At 54.7% G+C, this 17,349-nt stretch carries 18 protein-coding genes; 7 read left to right on the top strand and 11 right to left on the bottom strand.

The features are described from left to right. Positions 1–163 precede the first annotated feature (163 nt). From ACU6TU_RS16610 to ACU6TU_RS16600, 3 genes are all read right to left on the bottom strand, one after another. Positions 164–520 carry a hypothetical protein gene (locus ACU6TU_RS16610; RefSeq protein ID WP_447142475.1) on the bottom strand — a complete coding sequence of 119 codons (357 nt, stop codon included), beginning with the start codon at positions 518–520 and terminating at the stop codon, positions 164–166. Then, positions 520–792, bottom strand: coding sequence for an HU family DNA-binding protein (locus ACU6TU_RS16605; protein WP_447142474.1), 273 nt, complete (start codon positions 790–792; stop codon positions 520–522). The genes ACU6TU_RS16610 and ACU6TU_RS16605 overlap by 1 nt, the downstream gene beginning before the upstream one ends. 117 nt (positions 793–909) lie before the next feature. After that, positions 910–2,115 carry an NAD(P)/FAD-dependent oxidoreductase gene (locus ACU6TU_RS16600; protein WP_447142473.1) on the bottom strand — a complete coding sequence of 402 codons (1,206 nt, stop codon included), beginning with the start codon at positions 2,113–2,115 and terminating at the stop codon, positions 910–912. A 189-nt stretch (positions 2,116–2,304) separates the two neighbouring features. Here ACU6TU_RS16600 and ACU6TU_RS16595 point away from each other — a divergent pair, with 189 nt between their 5' ends. From ACU6TU_RS16595 to phoR, 4 genes are all read left to right on the top strand, one after another. Then, positions 2,305–2,859, top strand: a complete 555-nt coding sequence (locus tag ACU6TU_RS16595; RefSeq protein ID WP_447144284.1) for a chorismate--pyruvate lyase family protein — start codon at positions 2,305–2,307, stop codon at positions 2,857–2,859. A gap of 35 nt (positions 2,860–2,894) precedes the next feature. Beyond that, positions 2,895–3,785, top strand: a complete 891-nt coding sequence (ubiA, locus tag ACU6TU_RS16590; RefSeq protein ID WP_447142472.1) for a 4-hydroxybenzoate octaprenyltransferase — start codon at positions 2,895–2,897, stop codon at positions 3,783–3,785. 94 nt (positions 3,786–3,879) lie between these two features. Next, complete coding sequence (phoB, locus tag ACU6TU_RS16585) at positions 3,880–4,566, top strand: phosphate regulon transcriptional regulator PhoB (protein ID WP_447142471.1); 687 nt, start codon at positions 3,880–3,882, stop codon at positions 4,564–4,566. Positions 4,567–4,568: 2 nt separating this feature from the next. After that, a complete protein-coding gene (gene phoR, locus ACU6TU_RS16580; protein WP_447142470.1) occupies positions 4,569–5,885 on the top strand; it encodes a phosphate regulon sensor histidine kinase PhoR in 1,317 nt (438 codons plus the stop codon). A gap of 9 nt (positions 5,886–5,894) precedes the next feature. Here the strand turns inward: phoR and cysZ are convergent, their stop codons facing one another. From cysZ to ACU6TU_RS16550, 6 genes are all read right to left on the bottom strand, one after another. Further along, positions 5,895–6,629 (bottom strand): sulfate transporter CysZ, encoded by a 735-nt coding sequence (gene cysZ, locus ACU6TU_RS16575; protein ID WP_447142469.1) that lies wholly within the window; start codon positions 6,627–6,629, stop codon positions 5,895–5,897. Between the two features lie 115 nt (positions 6,630–6,744). After that, on the bottom strand, positions 6,745–7,473 hold the full coding sequence (gene phoU / locus ACU6TU_RS16570; RefSeq protein ID WP_447142468.1) for a phosphate signaling complex protein PhoU: 729 nt from the start codon (positions 7,471–7,473) through the stop codon (positions 6,745–6,747). A 77-nt stretch (positions 7,474–7,550) separates the two neighbouring features. Next, a complete protein-coding gene (gene pstB, locus ACU6TU_RS16565; protein ID WP_447142467.1) occupies positions 7,551–8,360 on the bottom strand; it encodes a phosphate ABC transporter ATP-binding protein PstB in 810 nt (269 codons plus the stop codon). Next, positions 8,354–9,727, bottom strand: coding sequence for a phosphate ABC transporter permease PstA (gene pstA / locus ACU6TU_RS16560; protein ID WP_447142466.1), 1,374 nt, complete (start codon positions 9,725–9,727; stop codon positions 8,354–8,356). Before pstA ends, pstB begins: the two co-directional genes overlap by 7 nt. Next, complete coding sequence (locus tag ACU6TU_RS16555) at positions 9,724–10,845, bottom strand: ABC transporter permease subunit (RefSeq protein WP_447142465.1); 1,122 nt, start codon at positions 10,843–10,845, stop codon at positions 9,724–9,726. Before ACU6TU_RS16555 ends, pstA begins: the two co-directional genes overlap by 4 nt. A gap of 193 nt (positions 10,846–11,038) precedes the next feature. After that, a complete protein-coding gene (locus ACU6TU_RS16550; RefSeq protein ID WP_447142464.1) occupies positions 11,039–11,938 on the bottom strand; it encodes a PstS family phosphate ABC transporter substrate-binding protein in 900 nt (299 codons plus the stop codon). 218 nt (positions 11,939–12,156) lie between these two features. Between ACU6TU_RS16550 and ACU6TU_RS16545 the strand changes: the two genes are divergently transcribed. Further along, entirely contained in the window at positions 12,157–12,576 is a 420-nt protein-coding gene (locus ACU6TU_RS16545) for an acyl-CoA thioesterase (RefSeq protein WP_447142463.1), read from the top strand. Between the two features lie 110 nt (positions 12,577–12,686). Here the strand turns inward: ACU6TU_RS16545 and ACU6TU_RS16540 are convergent, their stop codons facing one another. Next, a complete protein-coding gene (locus tag ACU6TU_RS16540; RefSeq protein WP_447142462.1) occupies positions 12,687–13,775 on the bottom strand; it encodes a TRAP transporter substrate-binding protein in 1,089 nt (362 codons plus the stop codon). 198 nt (positions 13,776–13,973) lie between these two features. Further along, positions 13,974–14,879, bottom strand: coding sequence for a LysR substrate-binding domain-containing protein (locus ACU6TU_RS16535; protein WP_447142461.1), 906 nt, complete (start codon positions 14,877–14,879; stop codon positions 13,974–13,976). 181 nt (positions 14,880–15,060) lie between these two features. Between ACU6TU_RS16535 and ACU6TU_RS16530 the strand changes: the two genes are divergently transcribed. Continuing rightward, complete coding sequence (locus tag ACU6TU_RS16530; RefSeq protein WP_447142460.1) at positions 15,061–16,104, top strand: D-cysteine desulfhydrase; 1,044 nt, start codon at positions 15,061–15,063, stop codon at positions 16,102–16,104. Between the two features lie 154 nt (positions 16,105–16,258). Continuing rightward, positions 16,259–17,302 carry a TRAP transporter substrate-binding protein gene (locus ACU6TU_RS16525; RefSeq protein WP_447142459.1) on the top strand — a complete coding sequence of 348 codons (1,044 nt, stop codon included), beginning with the start codon at positions 16,259–16,261 and terminating at the stop codon, positions 17,300–17,302. Positions 17,303–17,349: the final 47 nt, after the last annotated feature.

The following is a 17,349-nucleotide window of genomic DNA, read 5'->3' as shown; positions in this document are numbered from 1 at the left end:
ATAATCAGGATGTTGGTGTTGCCAAACATCTACGTGGCCACAAACCCGCATCGTTTTAAACGAAAGGAGTACAGTATAGAGGGGACGGGAGCCAATCGCCACGCCGCCGACATTGCGGCGGCGCGGCGGGTTTGTTCAAAACGCGAACGGCTGGAATAAAAACTTACAGGTGTTTGAGTAACGATTGCAGCTTGGTCATATCGGCAGAATCACCCACAAGACGCACCTTATCGTTCATCATGCCATCCAGAAATGCTTGCTGAGTCGGCTTTTTTAAAACTGCCAGAGCCGTTTCTGCATCTTCAAAGCGCAGTTCCAGATCCAGGTCGACAGGTAGACCCGTACCGGAGGTGATGCCATCTGGCGACATGCGGTAGTAACGTGAAATGCTGAGATCTTCGGTTGCTACCCCCCAGTCTAACCGGCGCATGTGTTCAAGCTTTTCGCGAAAACGGGGCTTGCGACGCAAGGCGCGTTTCAGCAGCACGCTCAATAGCCATAGCACCAGTTTGAGTTTCATCAGGAAACGGCATCCTTGAGCGCTTTGCCTGGCTTGAACGCCACATTTTTGCTGGCAGGAATCTGCAGAGGGGCACCGGTCTGCGGGTTTTTGCCGGTACGCGCGGCACGTTCGCGTACGGTAAAGGTGCCAAAGCCGATCAGGGCAACATCTTCACCTTTGGCAACGCTGTTGGTGATTTCATCCAGCATGATGTTCAGAACCTGGCCTGCTTTTTCTTTTGACATGTCGGCATTCTGGGCAATCGCAGCGGCGAGTTCGGGCTTGCGCATTATTTATCTCCAATAAAGTCGTTAAAAAGACACGTTAAACGGTAGTTGAATTTGGCCGCGAAAAACAGCGGTCAAGTGTCATATTGTGTTTCTGTGGACCTCAACATTTTATCAACGCTAGCCTAGCAGCGCGGGCGCCGCTCTGGAAAGCGCCACTTTCTGACGCACACAGCTTCCTGTCAACGCAAAACCCACCAGGTTGCCGCGCTCATCTTCCGCCAATGCGGTGATGTTATGGCCGTCTGCGTCGATTTTCCAGTGAGCAGGCGTTGCTTGCGGCGGGTAAGCCACTACCGGTAGCAAGGGGGTTTTGACCACCACTGGCCAGGCACCGAAACTGACAGAGGTGGGCGTGCCGCTCAGGGTGTTGGCGAGGGCCTGGGCGCTGGCCTGCAAGGGTTGTACATACATGGCGTTAACGCCTTCAATGCAGGCGACATCACCCAGTGCGTAAATGTCGGGATGGGTGGTTTGCAGGGTTCGGTCAACCGTAATACCGCTGGCTGAAACGCTCAGGCCTGCTGTTTCGGCAAGCTTGGTGCGCGGTACCAGGCCCGTGGCCAGCAAAACAACATCAGCCTCGATTGAGCCGGGTACGGTTTTGCTGTCGGACATTGCGGGTGCCAGAGAAAGGCGCACGGTTTGCGTGTCAGCGCAGGTGATCGACTGAAGCCTTTGCCCCAGTGCCAGCTCAATGCCCGCTGTGTGGAAGGCATCCGCCAGCGCTGCCCCCAGGGTCTCAGGCAGCAGGCGTGGCAAGAGGGTGTTTTCCGGCGCCATCAGGGTGACCGAGTGGCCGCCAGCGTGAAGGTCGTTGGCAAACTCACAGCCCACCAGGCCTGCCCCAATAATCGCGATACGCGATGGCGTTGTGCCAAGTGTCGCATGGAAGCGGCGGTAATCGTCGAGATCATTGATGGTCACGCAGCGCGAAGCGCAGGTGTCTGGTACGTCAAACGGAATACGAGGCGCAGCGCCGGTCGCCAGCACCAGGGTCTGGTAGCGGTAGTGACTGGAAATGTTATCACCCATTGTCAGCTGCAGCTGGTGGGCTTCGGGGTCAATGGCGGTGACGTGGGCGCCCGCCAGCACTTCGGCATTCAGCGCTTCTGCCAGGGCATTGGCATCACGCTGAGCGAGCTGGTCGGGAGCCAGTTTTTTGGCAAAGCCGGTTGAGAGCAACGGTTTTGTGTATTCGTCACCGCGATCGCTGCTGATCAGGGTGATTGATCGCGTATCGCCTGTGCGGCGTAAGGCTCGGGCAAGGCCAATGCCCGCCATACCGGTGCCTACAATAACTAAATCGGCGTAGGGGGTAGACATGATGTTTCCTTCTGAAGGGGATTCACTCTGGCGCTATCGAGCCCACAGGTCGTATACAGCGTCATGTTACACTAGCGAATTTAAGGTGGGGCCTATCAATGCGATTGATAACCTCATGAAATGTGTGTCTGAAAGGACGGAGCCTTGAACGCAACGCTCGTGAAAGACCCTCGTTTGCCATCGGCGTCAATGACGCATCTGCCAGGTCACCGGCACCTGGAACAGCAACCTTCCTGCTGGATTCCCGCGCGGGCGGCGCTCCCTGCCATGACACCCTTCTGGTGGTCCTGGGTCGCGTCAACGGATTCGCTGACGGCGCGGTTGATTGCCGCTGGCGACCCGCGGCGCTTCAGTGTGCGCTTGCTGCACCAGGGCATTGGCTTCCCCTATGTGGATGAAGCTGCGGCACTCAGCCTGCCGCCAAGACGGTATGCCTGGCTGCGGGAGGTGGCTCTGTGTCTTGATGACACCCCCTGGGTGGTCGCGCGCTCGGTAGCACCGCTGGCCGAACTGCGTGGCCAGCGCCTGGAGCGCCTGGGGGAGCGTTCACTTGGCAGCTGGTTGTTCCAGCAGCCGGATTTACGCCGCGGGCCGATTGAGGTCACCCGCCAGATGCCCCGCTTTGTCGCGGCCTCGAGTCGATGGGGGCGGCGTTCGTGTTTCCGTCATGGGGGGCTGTCGCTGTTGGTGCAGGAATACTTTTTGACCTCCATGGCGGATGCACTGGAGCCGTCTTCGCGCTAGGCTACGCTTACTAGCGCCTTTTTGATGGAGTCAGCATGGATCGTTCGCTTCTGCGGCCCAGCGGGTTTGCCCGTGTGCCGGATTTTCTTCACCTTACTCGCCTGGATAGGCCCATTGGCACCTGGTTGTTGATGTGGCCGACGTTGTGGGCGCTGTGGCTGGCAACGGAAGGTGTGCCTGAGCGTTCGCTGTTATTGATTTTTGTGGCTGGCGTTTACGCCATGCGCGCCGCGGGCTGTGTGGTAAATGATTACGCTGACCGCCATTTCGATGGTCATGTGAAACGCACGAAAAACCGTCCGCTGGCGAATGGGCGAATCAGTGAGCGTGAAGCCCAATGGCTGTTTGTCGGCCTGGTTGCAGTGGCCTTTGTGCTGGTGCTGTTCACCAACCTGTTCACTATTCTGCTGTCGTTGGGCGGTGTGGTGCTGGCGTTTATCTATCCGTTCATGAAGCGCTATACGCATTTCCCCCAGGTGGTATTGGGGGCGGCATTTTCCTGGGCAATTCCCATGGCCTGTGGCGCCGTGCTGGGTTATGTGCCGCTGGAAGGCTGGCTGCTGTTTGGCGCTAATCTGCTGTGGACAGTGGCCTATGACACCGAATATGCCATGGTAGATCGCGACGATGATCTGAAAATCGGCATTAAATCCACGGCGGTCCTGTTCGGGCAGGCGGATCGTCTGATGATTGGCCTGCTTCAGATAGCCACACTCGGGCTTCTGGCGGCGGTAGGCTGGCGCTTAGCGTTGGGAGGTTTCTTCTGGCTGGGACTCGTCGCCATGGCCGCCACCTTTGTCCATCAGCAGGTGTTGATTCGTGGCCGTGAGCGCGACGCCTGCTTTCAGGCGTTTCTCAATAATCACTGGTCAGGGCTGTTGATATTTGCCGGTATTGCTTTGAGTCTGTGGCCATCAGCCGCTTAAAACAGGCCGTGATGTGGGCTTTGTCACGTAAATGTCATCAAGTCATGGTGTGATCGTCATGGAAATGTCTTGTTCAACACCTTGAGGCTTTGGAATGACCGCCAAGACCGTTTTGATTGTCGATGATGAAGCGCCGATTCGTGAAATGATCGCGGTGGCGCTGGAAATGGCTGACTATCGTGTGCTTGAAGCGGACAACGCCCAGGATGCGCATGCCATGGTGGTGGATCACCAGCCGGACCTGCTGCTGCTTGACTGGATGATGCCCGGCACCAGCGGTATAGAGTTGGCACGGCGGCTGAAACGTGAGGAAACCACGTCGGATCTCCCGATCATCATGCTGACCGCGAAAGGCGAGGAAGATAACAAGATTCAGGGGCTGGAAGCGGGGGCTGACGATTACATCACCAAGCCCTTTTCGCCCCGCGAGCTTGTTGCTCGTCTGAAAGCGGTTTTGCGTCGTACCACACCGCGCGGCGTCGAAGATCCGATTGAAATTGACGGTCTGCTTCTGGATCCGGTGGGGCATCGGGTCAGTGCCTATGGCAAGGCGGTTGACATGGGGCCTACCGAGTACCGTCTGCTACAGTTTTTCATGACCCACCAGGAACGGGCTTATACCCGTAGCCAGCTGCTGGATCAGGTCTGGGGAGGTAATGTGTACGTTGAGGAGCGCACCGTTGATGTGCATATCCGCCGTTTACGCAAGGCGCTGATCGATCATCATCATTTGATCCAGACAGTGCGTGGAACGGGCTATCGCTTCTCCGCTCGGGGGTAATTGTGCGTCTGTGGAGCGGTGAAGTATGGCGTTTACTCTGGCTATGTGCGCTGGGCACCGTTCTGGGTGCCATTGCGGGCAGTGCTGGCTTGGGTCTGGCATTTGGTCTGGCTTGCTGTCTTGGTTACCATCTCACTCAGTTACGTGCTCTGTACCGCTGGCTGACTCGCCACCCTCACGATGAGCCGCCAGCAGCCCCTGGCTTATGGGGCGAGCTGTTTGATCGCCTTTACCGTTACCAGAAAAGCCAGCGCATTACCCAGAACCGTTTGCGCGCCACCCTTGGGCGAATTCAGGAATCCTCGGAAGCCATGCGTGATAGCGTGGTGATGCTTGACCGTCACGGCGATCTTGAGTGGTGGAACAGCGCCGCCGGCCAGATGCTGGGTCTGAAGACGGCCCAGGATCGTGGCCAGCATATTACCAACCTCCTGCGCGACCCGCGTTTTATCAGCTACTTCAATGCCAAGCAATATGGTGAACCCTTGACGCTGACGTCTCCCATTGATGAGCGACGCATTCTGCAGTATCAGATCACCCTTTATGGTGATGATGAACGGTTGGTCATGGCACGTGATATTACCCGGCTTCACCGCCTGGAGCAGATGCGCCGTGATTTTGTCGCCAATGTGTCCCACGAGTTACGTACACCTCTCACCGTGCTGGCGGGCTATCTGGAAACCTATGCGGATCTGGCCGACCAGCTGCCGCCTCGCCTCGCCCGTAGTATCGGTCAGATGGAGGCGCAGACCACCCGCATGCAGAATCTGGTCAATGACCTCTTGTTGCTCTCACGTCTGGAAATTGACCAGGGTGGCGATGACCATTGCCCGATTGATCTGGCGCTGCTATTGAGAAAGGTCAGAGATGATGCCCTTGCGCTCTCCAAAGGCCAGCACGATATCTCTGTCACGATCGCAAGCGATGCGCAGTTGATTGGCAGCGAACAGGAGCTGCGCAGCGCCGTTTCCAATCTGGTGTTTAATGCCGTGCGTTACACGCCAGCGGGCAGCGATATTGCCCTGAGCTGGACGCTCGGTGAACAGGGGGCCTGCATTGCGGTGGAAGATAACGGGGATGGCATTGATCCGGTACATATCCCGCGCCTGACAGAGCGTTTCTACCGGGTCGATAAAGGGCGGAGTACCGCGACGGGCGGCACAGGGCTGGGGCTTGCGATCGTCAAACACGTACTGCTGCGTCACGATGGCAAGCTAACCATTGATTCGCGCCCGGGGGAAGGTGCGCGGTTTTCCTGCCACTTTCCCACGGCAAGGCTGGTGGTGCCGGTCACTGAAGAAGTGACCAGCGAGACGTAAACCAGACGTTCAGCGATCAGCCGAGGCTTGTCGCGGTTGGCGATAATGCGCATCCCACATCAGTACTGCCCCCGCCACGGCGCCTGGCAGCAGGAACAGGTTAGCCAGCGGTATCAGCGTTAATACCATCACCAGCCCCCCATAACTTAGGCTATGCCACCAACGCCCTGAAAGACGCGAACGCATGTCGGCAAAGCTGACCTTGTTATTATCCATCGGATAATCCAGGTAGGTGATGGCCATCATCCAGGCAGAAAATACTCCCCATAGAATCGGTGCCAGAAGATTTAATACAGGTATCCAGCTGATCACAAACAGCACTGCCACCCGTGGCAGAAGGTATCCCAGCTTGATCATTTCACGCTTGAGGGTATCCACTGCGGTGCGGGTCAGGCCGCGGTCATCGATGGGTTCCTTTCCGGTGGCCTTGACTTCCACTTTGGCGGCCAGAAAACCGTAAAAAGGGGCCGCAATCAGGTGAGTGACCAGCGTAAAGGAAAAAAATATCACCGCGATCAGGCTGATCAAAAACACTGGCCAGATCAGCCAGGACAGCCACTCCAGCCAGCTTGGAACCTGGCTCATCCAATAGGCCATCCAGCCGTCAAAGCGCTGCCATACAAGGCTGATCAAGCCAGCGTAGACAATGAAGTTGACCAGAATCGGAAAGAAAATATAACGCCGCAGGCCGGGCTGATAAACCCAGCGCGTGCCTTGGGTGATAGCCGTCAAGGCATTGATCATGAAAGGTTCCTCATGAAGATTTGCTCACAAAAAAACGGGCCGCAGGAATAATGCGACCCGTTATTGTACGGCTTTTGTTCAGCAAGTGCTGAGGTCAACGATGCTCAGCAAAGCATCAGGGCTTTTTATTCAGCACTGTCTGTTCAAGGGAACTTGGATCCGCATGGCGAATATCCAGCCCTTTGACCAGATACACCACATGTTCCGCCAGGTTATCGGCATGATCACCCACCCGCTCCAACGCACGCAACACCCACATCACGCTGAGGACCGAGGAGATCGAGCGGGCATCTTCGGCCATAAAGGTGATCAGGGAACGCATGGCGCTGCTGTACTCACCATCGACCAGTTCGTCTTCACGGACGACTTCAATGGCCAGCTCAAGATCAAAACGGGCAAACGACGTCAGCGCATCGCGTAACATCTTACGCACATGTTCACTGATATGACGTACTTCCACCATGCCACGTATGACGTTATTACTTTCGCTTAACGTGATGGCATTACGCGCAATTTTACTGGCTTCATCGCCGATTCTTTCAAGATCCGACGAGGCGCGAATCACCGCCAGCACCAGGCGCAGGTCGGATGCCGCAGGCTGGCGCCGGGCCAGTACGCGGGTGCACTCATCGTCGATCTGCATCTGCATATCGTTAACCTGGCGGTCGTTATCGCGGACCTTGGCGGCCAGCTTGCTATCGCCATCCAGCAATGCGGCCACGGCATCGTGAACCTGCTTTTCCACCAGGCCGCCCATGGCCATCAAGTGAGTTTTCAGTTCTTCGAGTTCCTGATTGAACTGGCGAGAGATGTGTTGGCTATGGCTTTCGCTATTAATTTCCATAAAGCGCTCCTGATGCGACTGCATGGTGATGAACAATGGGTTGTCGGGATTGCCGTATCCGGTCACCGATGTCCTTGTCAGTTGATGCGCCCGGTAATGTAATTTTCCGTAAGACGCAAACGTGGGTTGGTAAATAACTGGTCGGTTGGACCGTATTCAATGAGTTCGCCTTTGCTGAGAAACGCGGTGAAATCGGAAACCCGCGCCGCCTGTTGCATATTATGGGTGACCAGTATCAGGGTCAGTTGTGACTTCAGGTTGCGTATCAATTCTTCAATCTTCAGTGTTGAAATCGGATCCAATGCGGAGGCCGGTTCATCGAGCAGCAGAATATCGGGCTGAACGGCCAGCGTGCGGGCAATCACCAGACGCTGCTGCTGGCCGCCGGAGAGCTGCCACGCGGATTGATGCAGGCGGTCTTTTACTTCATCCCACAGGGCGGCAGACGTCAGCGCCCACTCGATAATGTCGTCCCGTTTGCGTTTGCTCAGCCGCCCTTGCAAACGCAGCCCAAACGCCACGTTTTCATAAATCGACATCGGGAACGGGTTCGGCGTCTGGAAAACCATACCCACCCGTCGGCGTAGTTCGGACACATCGATGTCAGGGGAATAGATATCAACGTCCTCCACCCTGATACTGCCCTGATGGGTGGCATCATCATTCAGGTCATGCAAACGATTGATGGCACGCAACAAAGACGACTTGCCGCACCCCGAAGGGCCGATAAAGGCCGTGACACGATGGCGCGGTATCTCCAGCGTCAGCTCATGCAGCGCTGTCTTGCCCGCATAGGCAAGACTGAAATCCTTGATGCTCACGCTACTTTTCCCGGCACCGGTGGGTGTCAAAGGCGTAGCGGTGGACGAATAGTGCGGCGCTAACATGGCTGTCCTCGCTGACGACGTAAATAATGACGCAGAAATATGGCAGTTAGGTTAAGCAACAGAACAATGGCAACAAGTAATAGTGCTGTCGCGTAGACCAGCGGAATCGCCATCTGTACATCGTCGCCGTGAAACGCGGTATCAAACAGATGATAGCCGAGGTGCATAAATTTGCGTTCCAGGTGCAGGTACGGGAACTCACCGTCCAGCGGTATCTGCGGTGCCAGTTTGGCAACGCCGACCAGCATCAGGGGAGCGACTTCACCGGCAGCGCGAGCCACGGCCAGGATAACCGCCGTTAGCATGGCGGGCATGGCCATTGGCAGCACAATGCGGGTCAGGGTTTCCAGCCGGGTAGCACCAAGAGCCAGAGCGCCTTCGCGCTGCGCATAGGGAATTCGCGCCAGGCCTTCTTCCGTTGCCACGATGACCACGGGGAGTGTCAGTAATGCCAGGGTCAGTGAGGCCCACAGCAGACCGCCTGTACCAAAGGTAGGAGACGGCAGGGTGTCATCGAAGAACCACTGGTCGACTGAACTGCCAATACCATAAACGAACACACCCAGGCCGAAGACGCCATAAACAATCGAGGGCACGCCTGCCAGGTTGCGTACCCCGATTCTGACCAGCCGGGTAAAACGGCCCTGGTGGGCAATTTCGTTAAGGTAAATGGCGGCCAATACGCCGAAAGGCATGACAATGACCGACATCACGATCACCATCAATACGGTGCCGAAAATTGCTGGCCACACGCCACCACCAGTATTCGCCGCACGTGGCCCTTCACTCAGAAATTGCCAGACGCCCTGCGACCAGTAGCGGGTTTTTTCAAGCCAGGACATGGCGTTAGGACGTTGCGCGCGATGAATGTTGTTCAGTGGTTGCTGTATCTCCTGTCCGCTGGCGCTTTCCAGCGTCAGGGTGGCTTGCGGACGGTCTGATTCGGGCAATGACAGGGCGGTGTTCAGGGCGCGCCAGGCCGCTTCACTTTCCAGGCGCTGGCCAGCCTCCTCATAGCTCGCTAAAAAACCAATGAAGTCTCCCCAGGGCGTGCGCTGCAGGCGTACCAGCTCCGAGGGTGTCTGACGGGAGACAATGGTGTCCACGTTGACCCAGCGCCAGCGCGCATCGTCGAGGTCACGGTTCCCGGTGAAGTAGAGCTGCTCCTTGCCTGCCTGATTCGGCAGTGGAGCGTCGCGCACGATTTCCCCGGCAACCACTTCGCCCGTCGTCAGTGTGGCTACTTCCAGCGTGGCTGGCCAGAAATGGCCCAGACCGCGCGTGAGCAGCAGGGTCAGCAGTAGCCCGAGCACCAGAAGCGACAGGGCAACACTGGCGGCACACAGCCAGGGCATCAGTCGGCTCATCCGCCACCTCCCATGCGTTTCAGGCGGGTACGTAGCCTCAGACGCACCGTTTCAGCCAGAGTATTGACCAGAAAGGTAAAGCCAAATAACAGCAAGGCGGCAAAGATCAGCATGTGGTAAGTGCTGCTGCCAGGGGAAGCTTCCGGCAATTCTATTGCAATGGCCGCCGCCATGGAGCGCATGCCTTCAAACGGACTCGCGCTGAGCAACGCCGTATTGCCACTGGCCATCAGAACGATCATGGTTTCGCCCACGGCGCGTCCGGCACCGATCATGACAGCAGAAAAGATGCCTGGCCCCGCCGCAGGCAGCGCCACTTTCCATAAGGCCTGCCAGCGGTCGGCACCAAGTGCTTGAGCCCCTTCAAGTAGTGACGTCGGGACATCCGAAAGAGCATCTTCGGCGAGTGCGTAAACGCTGGGAATCACTGCAAAGCCCATGGCAGCACCGACAATCAAAGCGTTACGAGTGGCGTAATCAATGCCCAGCTGCTGGTCGAGAAAACGACGCAGATCGACACCCAGTAAGGCTTGCTCGGCTAACGGCGCCGCCCATAAGACGAACAGGATCATCACAGCGAACCACGGAATCAGCCAGATCCAGGCGTGCCCAAAAGGCAAACGCTGGCGCCAACGCTTTTGCACAAGGTGCCATAGCAGCCCTGCCAACAGGGCGCTGATGGGTAGCCAGACAAGCAGCGCCAATGAGCTTGTCAGGTGGCGTTCCACCCAAGGGGCCAGAATCAGCCCGGCGATAAAGCCGATGACAACGCCAGGGATGGCTTCCATCATTTCCAATAGAGGCTTTATGCGTGTGCGCTGGCGCGCAGACATGTAAAGCGCGGTGTAAATGGCGGCACCCAGGGCGATAGGTAGTGCAAATAGCATGGCGGCCAGGGCGGCTTTCAGGGTTCCCCATGCCAAGGGAGAAAGCGAACGGATAAGCGACGTATCGTTTTGGGTCAGTAACGGAATGCTTTCCCACAGCAAAAAGACCCCAATCGCCAGGATAGCGGCCAGCACGGCGAAGGCGCCGACGGTAATCATTGCCGTAGCGAGACGGTCCAGCCGTTGGCGTTGCGGGCGGGTCGCAGTTAATAGCCGTGGTGGCTGATTCATGATAATGACATGGCGCGGGATAATGTCGCAGGAAGCGTAAGACGCAAACGTGATGTTGTTGAATAATCCATAGCGTAAGTCTTTTTTGTGACATTTAGATGACAGTTGATAGCCTGGCTAAAAGCTACCCGGTTATAAACGCCTGTTTTTAGTGGACCCGTTTTTAGTGAACCTGTTGTTGATGAAACTGTTGTTAATGAAACTGTTGTTGTTGAACCTGCTGACGCATCTGCTGGCGCACCGTTTCCGAGAGCGGTACAAACCCGGCCGCACGAGCAATCTGTTGGCCCTCAGGCGAGAAAATAAGCGCTAGTAACGCCCTTTCGGCCGACGGTAGCGCCTCTCCAGGGGGGGCGTTAACGTACAGATACAGGTAGCGGGAGAAAGGGTAAGCACCTGTTTGGATGGCATCTTCACTGGGCGCAATCAGCTTGCCATCGGCGTCAATCAGGCTAACCGCCTTAACACTGGGGGTCAGATGATGGTAGCCCGCGTAGCCCATGGCACCGGGCGATTCGCCGACCGCTGCGACGACGGCAGAAGCGCCGGGATGCTGACTCATTGAGCGAAATTCACCGTCACACAGAGCCAGCTGCTGAAACAGGCCGTAGGTGCCGGATGCCGTATTGCGGCCATGCAGCGCAATGGCGCCAAAAGGCCAGTCAGCAGTGGCATCCAGCGCTTCCCAGCGGGTAATGGGTATGCTCGCGCCGCACTCACGTGAAGACGAAAAGAGGGCGTCGACCTGCTGGCGCCTGAGCTCGCTGAGCGGGTTGTGGCGGTGGACAATAACCACCAATGCATCCCGCGCTACCTTGAGTTCCCGCGGTGGGTAACCATAACGCTCTATAAAGGTCTGACGTTCTTCCTGCGTCATCTGGCGTGACATTGGCCCTAATCGTGCGGTACCAGCCGTCAGCGCCGAAGGCGCATTAGCAGAACCACTGGCCTGAAACTGGATCGCCACGTCCGGATACTGACGCCTCAGGGCTTCACCCCAGCGCAGCACCAGGCCGGCCATGGTGTCTGAGCCAACGGCTCCCAACGTTCCGCTGACCGATGCGTTGGCAAATGATACGCCTGGCAGTAGCATCGACAACACGCAAAGAAGCGCGATGCCCCAGGACCGACGGGCAGATGGTAAAGATACAGTGCAGCGGTTCAAACGTAAGCCCTCATGTGGTTAACTGCCGCCATGTTATTGCAATGCACAACGATTTTCGCCTGAATACGTATTGAATGGCGGTTACGACAGTAAAACGGTTTATCAGGCACTACGCCAAAACAATAACCCTAAAAAGCGATTTTATTATGACTCTTTTGGATAACGAAGCAGATGATATTCCCGCGCCGAATGGTCAGCTGACCTTGAAATTACTGGCGTCGCGCCAGGATACGAATTTTTATGGCGATATTACGGGGGGCTGGCTGGTCAATCAGATGGACCAGGCGGCTGAGCTTGCCGCAGGTCGTGAAGCGGGAGGCCGCACCGCGACCGTTGCCATTGAAGCCATGGATTTTTTAAGCCCGGTTCGGGTCGGGTCGATGGTCAGTGTGTTTACCCAGGTGCGCGAGATTGGTCATAGCTCACTCAAGATTGATGTTGAAGTCTGGGTGCGGCCGCCCCATGGCCAGCGCCTTGATGAACGTCAGAAAGTTACTGAAGCGCGCTTCGTCATGGTGGCTCTGGATGATAATGGGCGTATCCGCTCAGTGCACGATACAATCTAACGTTTATCTGGAATTCAGTGCTTGTCTGAAACTCAGCGCTTGCCTGAAACGCCTCCCCTGAACAGAAAACGCCACCGCGGTTAGCGGCGGCGTTTACTCCATGCAAGGGATCAGATCCCCACACGCTCACGGTTTTTCAGGTAGGTGAACTCACCGCTATCCGTGACAGGGCGCACAAGCTCCTGGAACGCACGGTAGGAATCGTAGATTTTCTTGGATTCCGGATCGCTTTCGGTCTGCTCGCGAATCACCTCATTCGAGGATTCGTACAGCGCCTGCATGACATCTTCAGGGAAAGAACGCAGCTTGACATCATGCTCATTGACCAGGGTGTCGAGCGCCTGTGCATTGCGGTATGTAAATTCGCTGATCATCGACAGGTTGGAGGCGCGAGCGGCTTCTTCAACGACCGCCTTAAGGTCGTCCGGCAGCGCGTTCCAGGCATCCAGGTTGACGGTGCCTTCCAGGATGGCGCTGGGCTCGTTCCAGGCTGACGTATAGTAGTATTCCGCCACCTGATGCAGGCCAAAGGCCAGGTCATTGTAGGGGCTGACCCAGTCAGCGGCATCCAGCGCACCGGTTTGCATGGCCGTAAAAATTTCTCCGCCAGGAATTGTCACCGTGGTCACACCGATGCGGTTCATGGCTTCCCCGGCAAGGCCCGGCAGGCGAAGTTTTACGCCCTGAAGATCTTCCAGCGAATTGATTTCTTTTTTGAACCAGCCACCAGGCTGTGTGGTGGTATTGCCCACCGGGAACGGCTTGAGGTTGTGCTTGGCGTAAAGTTCATCCCACAACTCCTGGCCACCACCGTAGTAAAGCCAGGCATTGGTTTCCTGAGTATTCATACCAAAGGGAACCGCAGTGAAGAACTGTGATGCTGCGACCTTGCCGCGCCAGTAGTAGGACGCTGAATGGCCCATCTCAGCCGTGCCTGCGGCTACCGCATCAAATACTTCCAGTGCAGGTACCAGCTCACCCGCCCCGTGCACGCGGATGCGCATCCGTCCACCGGAAAGTGCCTCGATGCGTGCGGCGAACTCGTTAGCGCCAGTGCCCAGAGCCGGAAAGTTTTTTGGCCATGAGGTCACCATGTTCCAGGTGATGGTTTCCTGAGCATTGGCGGTTGAAATGAAAGGTGCGGCGGCAACACCCGCGGCACCCAGGCCAGCGGTTTTAAGAAAGTGACGGCGTTGCATAGTGAACTGAACTCCAATAATTTTGGTTTTTATAAAAATGCGCTGTGCGCGGTGTCCACCACTGAGTATGCGCTAAGCAGGTTTTGGAGGGCAAGCCGGGGGTTTTCTGTGCAAGCTATTGTCGTTCTGTGATCGCCGAAGTTTCTGAAGATCAAAGGGAAATCGAGAAATTAAGAAAAAACTAACATACAAGAGGGTTCATACCATCGGGGGGCTTTTGTGTATCAGATTCCAGAGTATGTCCACAGGTAATGTATTTGCCCCTGTTTGGCGGTAACACGCCACAACGAGTTGAGGGCCGCCAAGTAAATCAATTAACGATATGAGTTTACCTGATATCAGATCTTCCTCAATCAAACCGCTCGGCAGCCAGCTGATACCCAGGCCCGCCAACGTCAGTTCGCGTATCCCGATAGTAAAAGAAGTTTCACATATAAGCTCGATATCATAGCGTCGCTGAAGATTGAAAAGATATGGGCTTGCCAGAATACTGCCCATAAAACTATCAGCACTGTACCCGATCAGTGGCAAGTAAGCCTGATTCTCAAGGTTGAATAAAGGACGGCCCAGGCGATTTGATGCACAGACAGGAATTAATTGTTCTGTTCCCAGAGGAACGCGCTCCACTTCCCCTTTATCAAAGCTTAGCTGCGCGCCTTCCAATTCGCTGCACAGTAATAAATCAGCTTCGCCTCGTTGAAAATTACGGATGCATTCACTGCGATCAGAAGAACGCACTTGCAGGCGAGCGTCAGGCGCATTATGACGAAAATAACGCAAAAGCCGCGGTAAATAACTCACCGTCAGCGTGTGTTGGGTTGTCAGAATTGCGCGGGGGCCATGTAGGGCGTCCGCCCTAATGCGGCTACGCATCGCATAGAGGTGTGCCAACCAGTCTCGCATAGACCCTTCATAGGCTTTTGCATGGGCTGTCAGTGTCAATCGTGATGAGTGTCGATCAACCAGTTCAACCCCTAACCATTCTTCCAGTTGTTTTATACGTCTTGAAAATGCTGGCTGGGTGACATGCCTTAGTTCGGCGGCTTGAGAAAAGGTGCCCGCATCAATAAGAGCAAGAAAGTCTTCTATCCACTCAATTTTCATATGTAAGTTCTGGAATAGTGGTTAGTTTCAGGGTTTATTTCCTCGTATGCAAAAAATTAATCAAGACTAAGGATCTTGGCATTGGTTCACATTATGGGCAACTACTAATCTTCGAGAAGACCGGCTGGTGATGAACAAGCGTTCACAGTCCTATTGAATCGGTCACTTAGAGAGCACGCTTATGCAAACAACGACTCGCCTGGAGGCTCATATGCATCTATCCCGCTTTCCCCGTGTCCGGTTGGGCCACATGCCGACGCCTCTTGAACCGATGGATAACCTGAGCCGCCTGTTAGGAGGCCCAAGGCTGTGGATCAAACGCGATGATTGCACAGGTTTATCCACTGGCGGTAATAAAACACGTAAATTGGAATTTCTGATGGCGGATGCCATCGATAAAGGCGCTGATACGATTATTACACAAGGGGCAACGCAGTCTAACCATGCTCGCCAGACGGTGGCTGCTGCCTGCAAACTGGGCCTTGAATGCCATATTTTGCTGGAAGATCGAACAGGAAGTGACGATACCGCCTATAATTATAACGGTAACGTTTTTCTGGATCAGTTGCATGGCGCCACTGTCAGTAAGCGCCCTGGTGGTGCGGATATGGCGGCAGAAATGGAAACTTTGGCAAGTGAATTGAAAGCCAAAGGCAAGTCGCCCTACATCATTCCTGGCGGTGGCTCCAACGAAATCGGGGCTCTCGGTTACGTCAACGCCGCGCTTGAACTTCTTGCTCAAGCAAATGAAATGGGCCTTCAAGTCGATCATCTGGTGCATGCCACCGGTAGTGCAGGGACTCAAGCAGGTCTTGTGACGGGATTAGCGGCCTGCAACTCAGGTATTCCCGTTCTGGGGATTGGCGTCCGTGCGCCGAAAGATAAGCAGGAAGCCAATGTTTTCGCTCTGGCTCAGAAAACAGAAGCGAAGCTTGGTTTGTCTGGCGTCGTCTCTCGGGAAGATGTCGTTGCTAACTGTGATTATGTGGGTGACGGCTATGGCATCCCGACTGAAAGCATGGTGGAGGCAGTCACTTTACTGGCGCGTCATGAAGGCATTCTGCTGGACCCCGTTTACTCCGGTAAGGGCATGGCAGGCCTGATTGATCTGATTCGCCAGGGGCATTTCAAGAAAGATGAAAATATTGTCTTTTTACATACTGGTGGCAGTGTGGCGCTGTTTGGGTATCCCGAAGCGTTTGATTTTCCTGATTATAAGGGGTGATTAATATTTAACATTAAAAATTAGCATGTGAGTTTTTTAGAGAAGTTGTTTAAAAGCACTAATAAAAAATAACTATTAAATAATCATAGCACGCCGCCTAAAAAGTTCTATATAAACTAAGTTGGTTTTTATAGTGCGTAGGGAGTTTTTGGCAATGGATGTCAGATTTACAAAAACAGAAAGAGGTGTTGAAATGAAAAAAATCAGTAAAAAAACGAGCAATTATTCAGCTTCCGCTATTGCGTGCCTGTTATGCTTGACTGCAGTGCCAGCCTCCGCCCAAACAGCAATAAAAATTGCTCACCCCAATGTGCCGGATCACCCCATGGGGCAGGCATTCACCTATTTCGAAGAGCTTGTTGAAAGCCGGAGTAATGGTGAGTTTGAAGTTGATGTCTATCACAGTAGTCAATTCGGCAACTTTGATAGCGTTGTCCAGGGCTTGCAAACGGGGATGCTTCAAATGGGGTCTGCTTCCACCCCTAACCTGGCACCTTTTTCAAATGATTTCCTGATCTTTGATATGCCCTTCCTGTTCCCCAGTTATGAAGCGGCAGACATGATAACGGATGGGCCAATTGGCCGAACCGCCGCTCAGGCACTTTCTGAAACTGGCATTATCGGTTTGGGATATATTGACATAGGCTTTCGCCATATTTTCAACAATCAGCGTACTGTTGAAACCATATCGGATCTTGATGGGCTTAAAATCCGTTCAACGCCCAGTGATGCGCATATAGCAACGTTGGAGTCGTTAGGAATTAACCCTACACCGATTTCATGGAATGAAGTTTACACTGCTCTGCAACAAGGAACCGTCGATGGTATTGATATCGATTTGAACCTTGCCTGGTTTAATAATTTCCATGAAGTGAATAAAAACTTAACACTGGTTAGAAGTCTATATAGCCCACATCTGGTTATGATTAGCCAGAATTTCTATGAATCGCTTGATTCAAGTGATCAGATCATGATTGCAGAAGCCTTTGCTGAAATGAAACTTTATCAGCGTGAATTGATTCGTCAGAACGAGGAAATGATTCTCGAGGAGATGGAGAAAGCAGGCGTCAATATCGTAGAACTTAGCGAAGAAGAGCGTGCCGAATGGGCTGCCGCTACCGCGGGTGTCTACGATCAATTTGAGGAAGTAGTAGGTGCTGAGCTCATAGAGCGCGCTCGTGCCACCATGGCTGAATAAGATAAAGCTGCAATACGGCAGGAGCCTAAGGCTTCCTGCCGTATTTT

The sequence above is a fragment of the Halomonas sp. LS-001 genome, assembly GCF_052983955.1.
Note: the sequence above shows the minus strand (reverse complement) of the source record. Positions and strands in the feature narration are given on the sequence as shown.